Genomic DNA, 13350 nt, shown 5'->3' with positions numbered 1-13350 from the left:
CAAAGAGAGAAGATTAACTCTTCTCCCTTTGTTCTTTCATTACATCTATCATCATTTTAGAATCCCTTGTATTATACATAAACATTACTAAATCAGCATCACTATCTCTTATAATATCATCAATAGATATATCAAGTTTATCAATATATCTAGGATCTACTAGTTGCACCTCTGAGAATATGTCCGCGAATAACCATGATGTAGGAGCTTGATATGAATCTCTTATGATAAGTATTTTTTTATCAGATAATGCATCTTCATTTCTAATTTTTAAAATAGAGCAAGCATTACCAAACATATATGCACCACCATATAAAATATCTTCTTCATTTTTACGAGTAGCTATAACATCTTCTTCCTTGCATTTTGTTTCTGTTTTTCCATCAAATTTATAGTATTCGTAATTAGGCTTATCCTTTAGATGAACGTATGGAATAGTCTCATCTTCTTTAACTAGTTTATTTAAATTTTTATTGTAACTTCCTAGAAAATATCCTTTATCATACATTGTTTGAGTATAGTTATCCCAAGAAGCATTATTTACTATATTCATATCTTCAATTATAAATTTAAAGCCTTCATAAGCTCCTATTCCATTCCAGTGATGGTCTGTTTTAAAATACAAATCTTCTCGTTGAGATTCATTAAATTCTTTTAGAAAATGTTCATCTACATCTATATCGTTTATAGTTTCTAAATCCAAATAACTTTTGAAAGCATTTTTATTATTAATATCATTTTTTAGCCCATCAGTATATTTTGGGTATAAATGTGCTAGCATACTTTCTTTATTTGGAGTAGAAGTATAATAAACTTTTTTATTTGAATCAGCTGCTATTTTGGATAATTCATTTATTTCATTTGCAGCATCTTTTAATTCTTTTTCAGACATTAATTTTGATGGTGTTGGCATAATCCAGTTATCATCTAGTAGATAATAGCTTTTAATTTTATTCTTACCAAGAACTATTTGTGCCCTAGAGTATATTTCAGATAACTCTTCTCTAAATGGAAACTGGTCTGAAAAATAACTTTCAAATTTGCTTGTATATTTTCCAGATTTGCAATCTTGTAGGGTTGGTTTTTGAGCCAACGTTCGATTTTCAGATTCACTAATTTCTTTATCTTTACTTATTATGTGTATAAAGAATATTCCTATTATTATAACTACAAAAGGAATGGATATCCATTTTGATTTCTTATTATTCATTTTAATTTCCTCCTCTAGAATCTGAAGTATAAAAATGGATTATATGTAGAATTTATCAATATTACAACTACTATAAACATTAGTGACACTAAAAAAATTGAGTGAAGTGCATATATAAAATTACTTTCAATCAGCTTTTTAGCTTTTGATTTTAATATTGACTTAAGTTTAGGTATTATAGGTATTGCAAATATAATAGATAAAATTATAATATATCCATACTCATTTATATACATAATAAAGGAGTTATTGTATATTGGACTTGAGCCAACTCCAAATAAAACTTGTATAAATTCAGATGCTTGTACCATATTATCTGCTCTGAAAAAGACCCATCCAATCATTACTATTAGTACTAAGTATATATGTCTAAATATCTGTGGTACCTTTTTTAGTAATTTACCTAAAAATACTTTTTCTATACTAATTAAGATTCCATAATATATACCCCATGTAAGAAATGTCCAATTAGCTCCATGCCATATTCCTGTTAAAGACCATACCACAAATAAATTTGTATATTGCTTAATAGGAGAAACTCTATTGCCACCTAAAGGTATGTATACATAGTCTCTAAACCAACTACTTAGCGATATATGCCATCTTCTCCAAAATTCAGATACAGATTGCGATATATATGGATAGTTGAAGTTTTCAAGAAAATCAAATCCAAACATTTTACCAAGACCTATAGCCATATCACTGTAACCTGAAAAATCAAAGTATATTTGAAGTGTATAGCATATTATTCCCAGCCACGATTCAGCTATTGAAAGATTAGCTATATTTGCTGAAAAAACTCCATCTGCTACCACACCAAGTTGATTTGATAAAATAACTTTCTTAGCTAGACCACATACAAATCTATTTACTCCAACTGCAAATTTTTCATTAGAGTGAGTCCTTTTACTTATTTGATCATCTACTGTTTGATACCTAACTATAGGACCTGCTACAAGTTGTGGGAATAAGCTTATATATAGAGCTAAGTCAAATATATTTCTTTGAACATTTGCGTCTTTTCTGTACACATCAATTACATAACTCATTGTTTGGAATGTAAAAAATGATATACCTAAAGGTAGTGCTATTGTTGGAATGCTTATATGAATATTAAATAACGCATTAAGATTGTCTACAAAGAAATTAGAATATTTAAAAATCACCAATAATGATATGTTAAAAATCACAGATAATGTTAACCATAATTTCTTTTCTTTCTTATTATCTGAAGATATTTTAAGTCCAAATATATAATTGGCTGCTATAGACCCAAGCATTAAGAATATATATCTAGGTTCCCCCCATGCATAAAAAAATAGGCTTGCAAGTAATAACACAAAATTTTTAAGTTTATCATTAACTAAATAGTAAAGTATAAAAACTACAGGTAAAAACGCGAACAAAAATGTTAAGCTACTAAAAATCATATTTTTATATCAATTTAAATCCCTTTAATTGATATATTCACCTCCTTTAATTGACCCATTTATAGACCTATTTTATTGTATAACTACATTTGAACAAACTTTGTTTTAAAAAAATGTATAGCGGTGGACTAACATAGTTATATTTAGGTACGAAATGGGTTGGCTTGTAAATTTAAGTAATAGTAGGACTTAATTTTATAATTAAATCCATCGCTTGATAATCATAAAGGTTATTTTGGACATACTTATAAATATGTACTGATATATACGCATAAAATCACAATATTTTTCTTGCTATGAGCCTATCTACATTAATATTATAACTTAACATAATAAAATAAAAAATATATTTTGCAAATAGTTTCAATCTAATTGTAATTATTTACATCTCTTTTATCAAAAATATACTTTATACATCCCCCTCCCGACACAAAACCTTATAATAATGAGTAGCGTCTAGAAGTTTTTGAACATAGTATATATGCATAAACTAAAATTAGGTTAAGTAGTCTTACTGAATCATCCTCTATAATAATTTTTTAAATGTCTAATGGAAATACCACTTATTTATAACACCCGTATTTGCTATAATCATAATATTGTTTTTGCTTTTTCACAGAACAATTATCACATAGAAAAGGGGCTCTTAGAATCCATTTTCTATTTGTTGTACAAAAAAGTAAAAGGAGATGTCTCAAAATTAAAATCTGAGTCATCCCCATATAAATAATTATAAGTATTTAAGCAATCTTGTTATTAAACAACCTTGTTCCCCAAATTCCTATTTTTCTCTTTTATTTATTTTATTTAAAGCATAAGTAGCAAATATACCTATAACTGCACATACCACAGATAAAATGAATATATACGTATAACCTGTTTGTCCATATTTATCTAACCAATTACCTGCAATAGTATAATAAAACGCATCTGGAGAAAATCCTATAAATGAAGCAAATCCAACTACTGCTCCTGTAGTTTCTAAAGATATATTAGACTCTGAAACAGATGCAAAGTATATACCTCTAAATCCAAATAATATTACACTTAGTATTATCATATTTATTACAGCTATCCATATAAATCCTGCACTCTTAGGAATCACCAAGTAAGCAGCTGTACTTACTGTCATTAGTATAAATCCTACAAACATTACTCTTATAGATGACCCAACTTTATCTGTTATGACACCAGCAACTGGAGATGCTCCCATTTTTATAACATAAGTTCTGATTATTGATAGAGCAGAAACTAGAGTCATTGGCATTACATAAACTTCTGATAAGTATGGGCTTAAATAAGTTAAGCTTGAGAATACTAAATAAGTGGAAAATATTATAAGACCAATTAACCATGCCTTTGGCATTGTAACTACTTTTAGTAATGATTTAATGCTTAATCCTTCATCTGATGCTCCACTATCTTTTTTCTCTTCTACTAAGAAAAATAGAAGTATACCACATATTATAGATGCTGCAGAATATAACCATACTACATATTTAAATCCTACTGTTATTTCAGCAAATTTACCAAAGAAGTAAAGACCTATAAAAGAAATTAATGTACCTGATACGCCTGATAATCCTTCATAAAAACCAAATATTCTTCCTTGCTCTGACTCACTTCCTTGCATTCTAACAACCTTAACAGATGCTGAGAAGAAAGTTAATATTGTTGTAAACCCCCATAATACAAATATTAAAAGTATCATAGTATATGATGGGAATGTTGAGAAATAAAACCCAAGTACTCCTGAAGCAATTAAAGAAAAAGTTATCAGTTTTCTAACTGAGAATCTATCTGCAAACCATCCTCCTATAAAATAGGATACCATTCCTACTAATCCATATAAACTTAATAAGTTCCCTATTTGTGTATGACTTAATGCTAAAGCTTGTTGCATTGGGTCATAAAATGATGATTTCATATATGGTAAACTATACATAGCTGTTGTTCCAAATGCCAATATGAATATTATCAAAAATCTTTTAACATTACTTTTGTTTTCCATTGATTTTCCCTCCTTAAAATTTTATTGTTTATAATCTTATTCATATAGTTTTATTTTAATTTTTCTATTGCTTGTTTAAAGTCATTTATTATATCATTCGAAGATTCTAATCCAACAGCTATTCTTATTAGATTTTCTCCATTCATTTGAACCAATGTATGTTCCTCTCCTAGACTTGTTGCTATTGTAGCAAGCTCTAAAGAGTTCATTAATCTTCTACTAGCTTGGTCTCTTGTCAAACCATTGATACCATCCTTAAGTTTAAATGAAACTACACCTCCACCTAAACCATTCATTTGAGTTTTACAAAGCTCATATTGAGGATGAGATTTTAATGCTGGATATTTTACTAATTCCACATTTTCTTCTTTCTCTAAAAACTCTGCCACTGCTAATCCATTTTCACAATGCTTTTTCATTCTCATATCTAACGTTTTCATACCTCTTAAAATCATCCATGCACTCATTGGTGGTAAAGATGCTCCTGTAAAACAACATAGACTTGGCCATCTAACTAAATCTATTAATTCTTTTGAACCTGCTACTGCTCCCCCTAGAGTATCCCCATGTCCGTTTATAAATTTAGTAAGACTATGTATTACTAAATCTGCACCTAAATCTATCGGTCTTTGTATAATTGGTGTGCCAAAAGTACTATCAACTATAGCTAAGCTTTTATTTTCATGAGCAATTTCTGCTATTGTTTTTATATCTACTAAATCTAATGATGGATTTAAGGGACTTTCTATATAAACTATCTTAGTATTTGGTTTCATTGCATCTTTTACATTTTGTGGATTTACTGCATCTACAAATGTAACTTCAACTCCAAATTTAGATAACAACTCAGACATAAATAGTTTAGTGTGTGAAAATATTCCATCTGAGCTAACTATATGGTCTCCACTTTTTACTAATGCCAATATAGTAGATGTTATTGCCCCCATACCTGATGTACTAGATATAGCGCTTTCCGCATTTTCAAGCATAGCTAATTTATCCTCTAACTCTGTAAGTGTAGGATTACACTCTCTTGTATAAACATATCCCCATGTCATACACAACTCTTCAAAATGTTCTACTGTCTTTGCAGCAAATGTTGCTGTTTGACATATTGGTGTAGCTAATGCACCTGTTGTTGGGTCTGCACTATGTCCCCAATGTATTATTTTTGTCTCTAAATCTTGATTAATATTATTACTCATTTTGATTCCCTCCCGTTTCGGCTTATTTATACAACGTTTTCCCTGCCAAATTTCACCAATTTGGCTTAATCTTAATAACTTTTTTCAAGTATACTTTTATATTTGTTATAATTACTAAAAATCTAACACTTATTTTGTCTTTTTACAGTTCTAATTATAAACTCTATAGTAACTATAGAGTCAATATGTTTTTGATATTTTTTTTACAATGTTTAAAATACTTAGTAAAAAAATAAGTATATCCTAGAATAACTAAAGTCATTCTAGGATATACTTATTTTTTACTATATATTAAATAATTTACATAAAGCATTTACTTTTTATAAATACATAAATTTCCCAATACTAATATAACCAAAACTTTCTGTGATTATATTATACTGTGTTTGATTATATTTGAATATATTCTTAATTACTACAAGATTCCTCCTTGTATTATAATTGTGTTTAGTAAACCTATACTATATCATATTCAACGAGTTTTTTTTATTTTTACTTAATATTTAGATGCTATTTTCATAGCTATCTTATAAAATTTTTGAGCTGTATTATCAAAAAAGTCATAGTATGCAGAACAAAAGTAATTTAAACTATCTTCTTGATTTTCCCTATACCTTCTACATCCTCCACGACACAACTTAACATATTTACAAACCTTACACTTAATTGATGTATTAACTGAATTCTTTATAAATGAAATTGTATTCTCTTTATTATGAATTTCTTCGAAATTTTCATATATTATGTTTCCTATTCTAAGATATTCATATGTATAAAAGTCACAAGGATAAACACTTCCATCACTTTCAATAATATTTTGACATGAACAAACTCCATTCATATCACAAGATTCATAACTATATCCTAAAAATACACCTAGAATATTATCAAAAAATCTTATACTCATAAATTCATCATTCATTATATCCCTATACCATAAATCAAATAACCTATTTAAAAAAATCCCATATTCTGAAGAAGATAATGAATATTTATCTTTACTTTCTCTATTCTTTAATGGTTCAAGATACGGTATAAACTGCAAGTACCTAAAATTCTTTTTCTTAAATAAATTATAGCAGTTATCTATTTTTTTTCTAAGTTCTGATGTAACAACAACAAGTATATTAAAATCAACATTATATTTTTCTAATATTTCTGTTGCCTTAATAACCTTATTAAAAGTTTTTCTGTTTAAATGATCTACTCTATTTATGTTATGTACTTCTTTGTTCCCATCTAAAGATATTCCTACTAAAAATGAATTTTCCTTGAGAAACTTTGCCCACTCATCATTTATTAATATTCCATTAGTCTGTAAAAAATAATTTATCTTTGTTTCTTTGTTATATTTTTTAACAAGACTTATTAGATTTTTATAAAAATCTAAACCTATTAAGGTTGGCTCTCCGCCTTGAAATCCTATAGTATAATTCCCATCTCCACAATATGAAATAGCCTTTTTTACAATTTCCTCTAATACTTCTACTTTTATAAATCCATAATCTTTAATATCTCTTTCATCTGAAATAGAATTATAAAAACAATATTTACATTTTAAATTGCACTTACTTGATGCTGGTTTTATCATTAAACTTAAATTTCTACCCAATTTTTCACTTCCTTAAATTAATATGAATTTTATTATATTAAATATATTAATTACTATTAAAATCCACAATATGATTAAAAAGAATTTTTCAACATTCTCATCATTCATTTTCTTAGATTGTTGATTTCCTTCTAAAGCCCCTAAAACTCCTCCTAAGCACATTACAATCAAAACAAGAATATTAAAGCTAGGCATTTTGTTATTTATAATTGTATTTGCTAAACTGAATACTTGAGAAAATAATATTATAAATAAAGAATTTATAGCTGCTTTCTTTGGTGACATTGATAAGAAATAATATAAAACTACAATATTTAAAGGTCCTCCTCCAATTCCAAGGAACGCTGATATTAGTCCTAGTCCCACTCCTAATAAAACAAATATAAACTTATTCTTTATATTTAATGTCTTTATATTGCTTTTATTTCTAATATATATCATTATTATTATATTTATCAAAAGTAACATAATAGACTGTGTAACCCCAATTGAATTTTCATTTTCAACTTTGCTTTTTAATATATTAAAAATATTATTCCCTAAGACTCCTCCAATAGCTGAACCTAAGGCTAAGTATAATGTTATATTAATCTCTACTTTTATATTTGACTTTCCCATAACATTTTTTAGTAAAGAAACACTAGCCATTGTAAGAACTGTAATTACTGATAAAAAACTAACAGTTGAAACTTCCATTGTTCCGATACTATCTATTAATGGTTTTATTATCACGCCTCCACCAATTCCACTAATTCCTCCGACAAATGAGGAAATACAGCTTACTAGAAGATATATTAATATCATTATTCTAGTACTTCTCCGTTTGTTTCAATAACCTTTTTATACCAATCAAAACTTTTCTTTTTACTTCTTTTTAAAGTTCCATCCCCATAATTATCCTTATCAACATAAATAAATCCATATCTCTTCTTCATTTCTCCAGTTGATGCTGATATTAAATCTATACATCCCCAAGATGTATATCCTATAAGGTCAACTCCATCAATCTCAATAGCTTTTTTCATTTCCTTAATGTGTCTTCTTAAATATTCAATTCTATAATCATCATTTATAAATCCATCATCATCCACAACATCTTCAGCACCAAGCCCATTTTCCACACAGAAAAGTGGAATTTGATAACGATCATATAAATTATTCAAAGCAATTCTAAATCCTTCTGGATCTATTTGCCATCCCCAATCTGAAGCTTGTAAATAAGGATTCTTAACTCCTCCTAGCATATTCCCTAAACTCTTCTCTCCATCATTTCTTGATGTTTGTACAACAGTCATGTAATAGCTAAAGCCAATAAAATCAACTGTTCCATCTTTTAGTATCTTCTCATCATCATCTTCCATTTTTATATTAATATTATTTCTTTCAAAGAATTTTTTAGCTTTATTTGTATAGTATCCTCTAACTTGTACATCTGTAAATAAATATGTATTATCCATAAACTCATTAGAAGCTTGGACATCTTTGGGATTACAAGTTTCTGCATATGATTGCGGGAATAGAATCATACATCCAATTTTAAAATCAGGATTTATATCCTTACCTAACTTTACTGCTAAAGCACTTGCAATAAATTGATGATGTGCTGCTTGATAACATACTTGTTTTTCATTTTCTCCTTCTTTAAACTTAATTCCTGCTGGAATAAATGGATGAATAGAAATAACATTTATCTCGTTAAAAGTCATCCAATATTTAACCTTATCTTTATATCTTTTAAATATAGTCTTACAATAATTCATATAAAAATCTACTAATTTTCTATTTCTCCATGAACCATATTTTTCAACTAATGCATAAGGCATCTCATAATGAGAAATTGTCACTACTGGTTCTATTCCATATTTTAGACACTCATCAAATAAATTATCATAAAATTTTAATCCATCTTCATTTGGTATTTCTTCATCACCATTTGGAAAAATTCTTGTCCAATTAATTGAAGTTCTAAAACATTTAAATCCCATTTCTGCTAATAAAGCTACATCTTCTTTATATCTATGATAAAAATCAATCGCTTCATGTGATGGATAATTTTTCCCCTCTACTATTCCATCTGTGTACTCTCTCTGTTTGCTTAGACTGCCTGCTGTCGCAACATCTGCTGTGCTTACTCCTTTCCCATTAATATTCCACGCACCTTCACATTGATTAGCTGCAACTGCTCCTCCCCACAAAAATTCCTCTTTAAATCCTAAACTTTTCATACTTATTTCCTCCTATATTTAACTATCTTTTGTCTCTTTTATTTGGTACAAAATCTGTTGTTTCCATATAGTATTTTAAAAGTCTTTCTTTCATGCTTAAATATACTTCTCTATATTCTTTATTATCAATAATATTATTTAGCTCCATTGAATCATTATCTAAATCATAAAGTTCATCTTTTTCGTACAATCTAATAGTAAGTTTAAAATTTCCCATTCTGATCATACATGCTTTAGTATGTTCAGGTCCTTCACTACACTGTGTACTTAATCTCGGCCAATAAGGTGATTCTGGACCATGTCCTCCCTCCATAGCTTGAACTTCTCCATGTATTCTTCCCCCTTCACAGAATACTGCATCTTTATGAATTTCCTCTCCTTCTAAAGAGGAAATTAATGACTTTCCAAATTGAGTATATCCAAGAGAAACTCCTGCCATTTCAGCAATAGTAACTGGTATATCTAAAAGTTCTACTAATGCTTTAGATATTCTAGGTTTAACATTAATATTATTTGCTGGCTTAATTAATAATGGAACTTTTGAAATAGGATCTTCAAATGAATTCTGGGCTTTTTCTGTTATTGAGTAATCTCCAGTAAAATCTCCATGATCACTAAATACAAATATATTAGTATCATCATATTGATTCGTTTTCTTTAATTTATCAACAACCATCCCAAATTGATAATCAAACCTTGAAACCATTGCTAGATAAGTAGCCCTTAATTCATCAAATCTTTCTTCTGACCACTCATTAAGTCTTTGCTTTGAATTTATTGCATAAAGCATACTAGCTTTATTTTTTAAATTATTTATATTTTCTCTTCTTTTTGGAAGTTTCTTTCTATCTATACTTGAATACCATGGTTCTTCACAAGCATAAGGAGGATGTGGAAATGAAAGAGTACAATAAATAAAAAAAGGTTTCTCATCATCTCCTTTACTTTTTCTTTCAATTATCTCTAGTGCACGATTAACACAATTCCAATCAACTTTACCATATCCTTCTCCATCTTTAAGTTTTCCACTGTAAAATGAATAATAATTGTCACTATCTTTCTCTGATATTTCTAAATTTCCCATATATTTCTTAAAATCTGCACCTGGTCTAATCTCATCTCTTGAATTTTTATCTGAAATGCCATCATAATACTCATCACAATAATTTGTTTTTCTTCTATCTGCTGGAACTACATCATTTCTTCCAACCCAAAAAACTTCATATCCATTTTCCTTCATAGTCTTTAAAATATTAGGTTCATCTTCTCTTTGTAAAAAATGCATTGTTCTATGTCCTGTAGTATGAGGATATAATCCTGTTAAAAAACTACATCTTGATGGCACGCAAACTGGATTTTGACAATAGGCATTTTCAAAAGAAACACCATCATTTACTACTTCATCTAAATTTGGTGTAATAGATGCTTCATTTCCTAAATGTGCAAGTGAATCACTTCTCATTTGGTCTGCTACAAACATTAATATATTCTTTCTTTTCATATTATCCTCCTAAATATTATATTGATTGATTAGGGATATACTTACTAAACATACTTAATTTATTTAAATACTATACTATTACTTTTAATAACTCCTCTTCTTGAGAAACTTCCTTTTCATCAGTCTCTATAATATCCAAGTAATTTTCATAATTTGTAACTAAAACTGGTGTAATTAAAGAGTACCCTGCCTTTTTAATTTCGCTTATATCAAACTCTAATAATAAATCTCCCTTTTTAATCTCATCATCTTGTTTTATTCTTGGAATAAAATGTTCACCATCCAATTGAACTGTATTCATTCCTATATGTATTAAAATTTCTATTCCATTTTCACTAGTTATTCCAATTGCATGTCCTGTTGGGAATAACGTAGTTACAACACCATTTACTGGCGAATACACTTTACCTTCACTAGGATTGATTGCGACGCCCTTTCCAAGTATTCCTTTCGAAAATGCTTCGTCCTCAACTTCTGATAAATCTTTAACCTCTCCTTGAATTGGAGCTAATATAGATTCTTGCCAAATATTTTTCTCAACACTAGTTTTTGATTCATTTCCTTCTTTTATGTTGTTATCTTTTTCATCTTTAAATCCAAATAGATAAGTTAAAATAAATCCTAAAACTGTAGCTGTACCAACGGCTATTAAATATGCATAAAATCCACTGTCTATTCCTACTTCAGGATTGATGAAATTTGGTATTGCAAATACTCCCGTTGCTCCAAACACATATGATTTAGCTCCTAACATTGCCATTATCATCCCTGCAACGGCTGAACAAATTATAGTAATAATAAAAGGTTTCTTACGAGGTAATGTTATTCCATATAAAGCTGGTTCAGTAATACCACATATGCTTGAAGCTAGTGCTGGTATAACAATATTTTTAAGACTTTTATCCTTTGTTTTAACTAATATAGCTAATAAAACGCCTGCTGTTGTTAGTGGAATTGCTGTCCCTAAAATAATTACATTATCATACCCTAAAGTTGCTAAATTATTCATACCTATTGGCACAAATCCCCAATGCAATCCAAATAGTATAAATATTTGCCAAAATGCACCTATAAATACGCCTGCAAAAATCGGACTGAAATTATAAAAACTCATTGCTAGTACACCTAATAAAGTACTTAACCATGTTGATACAGGTCCAATTATAATAAATGTTATTGGAATTATAGTTACTAAAACAATTACAGGTACCATTAAATTTCTAACTACTTGTGGGATAATTTTAGTCATTTTTTTTTCAAGTTTTGATGCAAAATAAGTTGCAAAAATTACTGGAATAACACTTGATGTATATTTCCCCATAATTAATGGAATCCCCATAAATGTACTATACACAGGTGACTCAAATGCTGTTCCTTGAAATAATATAAATAATGGATTCTCAGTAGATAGTTGATTTAATCCTGGATAAACTAATGCAGCACCTATAGCCATCCCAACAAAAGGTTTCAATTTAAATTTTATAGCTGAAGTATATCCTAAGAATATTGGAAAGAAGTAAAATAAGCTATCTCCAATTGCATTAAGTACTTGATATGTCCCTGTATCCTTAGAAATAATCCCTGTTGCTAAAATAATAGCGTTAATTCCTTTAATTACCCCTGTTGCCATAAGGACACTAATTATTGGAGTGAACACACCTGCTATAATATCAATAAATTTATTTAAAACTCCCTTAACCTCTGCTTCCTCAGAATTTTGTGAAGATGATAATTCTGTAAGTTGCATAATTGTTGCAAATACGTCCGGTACATGATTACCAATTACAACTTGATATTGCCCTGCACTTTTCATTACAGTTACAACCCCATCCATGTTTTTTAATGTATTTGTATTTGCCTTACTTTCATCTTTCAACTTAAATCTTAATCTTGTTAAACAATGAACTAAACTAATAATATTTTTCTTACCACCAACATTTTTTATAATCTCTTTAGCTAAACCTTCATACTTCATAACATCATTTCTCCTCTTACCGTAATTTAGTACTATAAAATTTAAAAACTAGTTTTTAATTAAACATGAAACATATTTCTTATATATAAAAAGACGAAACCTTATAAATGAACTAAGACTACTAATCTCAAATTTCATTTATATTGGTTTCGCCTGCTTTACCAGTAACAATCCTTATATT

Annotated in this window: 9 protein-coding genes; all 9 read right to left on the bottom strand. The window is 28.5% G+C overall.

What is annotated here, in order from left to right:
* Positions 1 to 13: 13 nt before the first annotated feature.
* Positions 14 to 1210 (bottom strand): DHHW family protein, encoded by a 1197-nt coding sequence (locus tag IR152_RS13510; RefSeq protein ID WP_227452469.1) that lies wholly within the window; start codon positions 1208 to 1210, stop codon positions 14 to 16.
* Positions 1211 to 1224: 14 nt separating this feature from the next.
* A complete protein-coding gene (locus tag IR152_RS13505; protein WP_227452468.1) occupies positions 1225 to 2640 on the bottom strand; it encodes an MBOAT family O-acyltransferase in 1416 nt (471 codons plus the stop codon).
* A 781-nt stretch (positions 2641 to 3421) separates the two neighbouring features.
* A complete protein-coding gene (locus IR152_RS13500; RefSeq protein WP_227452467.1) occupies positions 3422 to 4651 on the bottom strand; it encodes an MFS transporter in 1230 nt (409 codons plus the stop codon).
* A gap of 50 nt (positions 4652 to 4701) precedes the next feature.
* On the bottom strand, positions 4702 to 5856 hold the full coding sequence (locus tag IR152_RS13495; protein WP_227452466.1) for a trans-sulfuration enzyme family protein: 1155 nt from the start codon (positions 5854 to 5856) through the stop codon (positions 4702 to 4704).
* 496 nt (positions 5857 to 6352) lie between these two features.
* Positions 6353 to 7468: an anaerobic sulfatase maturase gene (locus IR152_RS13490; RefSeq protein WP_227452465.1), complete on the bottom strand. Its 1116-nt coding sequence runs from the start codon at positions 7466 to 7468 to the stop codon at positions 6353 to 6355.
* Positions 7469 to 7480: 12 nt separating this feature from the next.
* The gene (locus IR152_RS13485) at positions 7481 to 8272 is read right to left on the bottom strand and encodes a sulfite exporter TauE/SafE family protein (RefSeq protein WP_227452464.1); all 792 of its coding nucleotides are present in this window, start codon (positions 8270 to 8272) and stop codon (positions 7481 to 7483) included.
* Positions 8272 to 9693, bottom strand: a complete 1422-nt coding sequence (locus tag IR152_RS13480; protein ID WP_227452463.1) for a 6-phospho-beta-glucosidase — start codon at positions 9691 to 9693, stop codon at positions 8272 to 8274. The genes IR152_RS13485 and IR152_RS13480 overlap by 1 nt, the downstream gene beginning before the upstream one ends.
* A gap of 22 nt (positions 9694 to 9715) precedes the next feature.
* Entirely contained in the window at positions 9716 to 11194 is a 1479-nt protein-coding gene (locus IR152_RS13475) for a sulfatase-like hydrolase/transferase (RefSeq protein ID WP_227452462.1), read from the bottom strand.
* 70 nt (positions 11195 to 11264) lie between these two features.
* Entirely contained in the window at positions 11265 to 13169 is a 1905-nt protein-coding gene (locus IR152_RS13470) for a beta-glucoside-specific PTS transporter subunit IIABC (RefSeq protein ID WP_227452461.1), read from the bottom strand.
* Between the last annotated feature and the right edge of the window lie 181 nt (positions 13170 to 13350).

Source organism: Clostridioides sp. ES-S-0108-01 (genome assembly GCF_020662285.1).
In the GTDB taxonomy this organism is placed as follows: Bacteria; Bacillota; Clostridia; order Peptostreptococcales; family Peptostreptococcaceae; genus Clostridioides.
This window is presented reverse-complemented; position numbering and strand designations above follow the sequence as displayed.

Excerpts from the sequence above, each read along its gene's own strand:
- IR152_RS13510 (WP_227452469.1), bottom strand. The coding sequence starts at position 1,210 with ATGAATAATAAGAAATCAAAATGGATATCCATTCCTTTTGTAGTTATA.
- IR152_RS13505 (WP_227452468.1), bottom strand. The coding sequence starts at position 2,640 with ATGATTTTTAGTAGCTTAACATTTTTGTTCGCGTTTTTACCTGTAGTT.
- IR152_RS13500 (WP_227452467.1), bottom strand. The coding sequence starts at position 4,651 with ATGGAAAACAAAAGTAATGTTAAAAGATTTTTGATAATATTCATATTG.
- IR152_RS13495 (WP_227452466.1), bottom strand. The coding sequence starts at position 5,856 with ATGAGTAATAATATTAATCAAGATTTAGAGACAAAAATAATACATTGG.
- IR152_RS13485 (WP_227452464.1), bottom strand. The coding sequence starts at position 8,272 with ATGATATTAATATATCTTCTAGTAAGCTGTATTTCCTCATTTGTCGGA.
- IR152_RS13480 (WP_227452463.1), bottom strand. The coding sequence starts at position 9,693 with ATGAAAAGTTTAGGATTTAAAGAGGAATTTTTGTGGGGAGGAGCAGTT.
- IR152_RS13475 (WP_227452462.1), bottom strand. The coding sequence starts at position 11,194 with ATGAAAAGAAAGAATATATTAATGTTTGTAGCAGACCAAATGAGAAGT.
- IR152_RS13470 (WP_227452461.1), bottom strand. The coding sequence starts at position 13,169 with ATGAAGTATGAAGGTTTAGCTAAAGAGATTATAAAAAATGTTGGTGGT.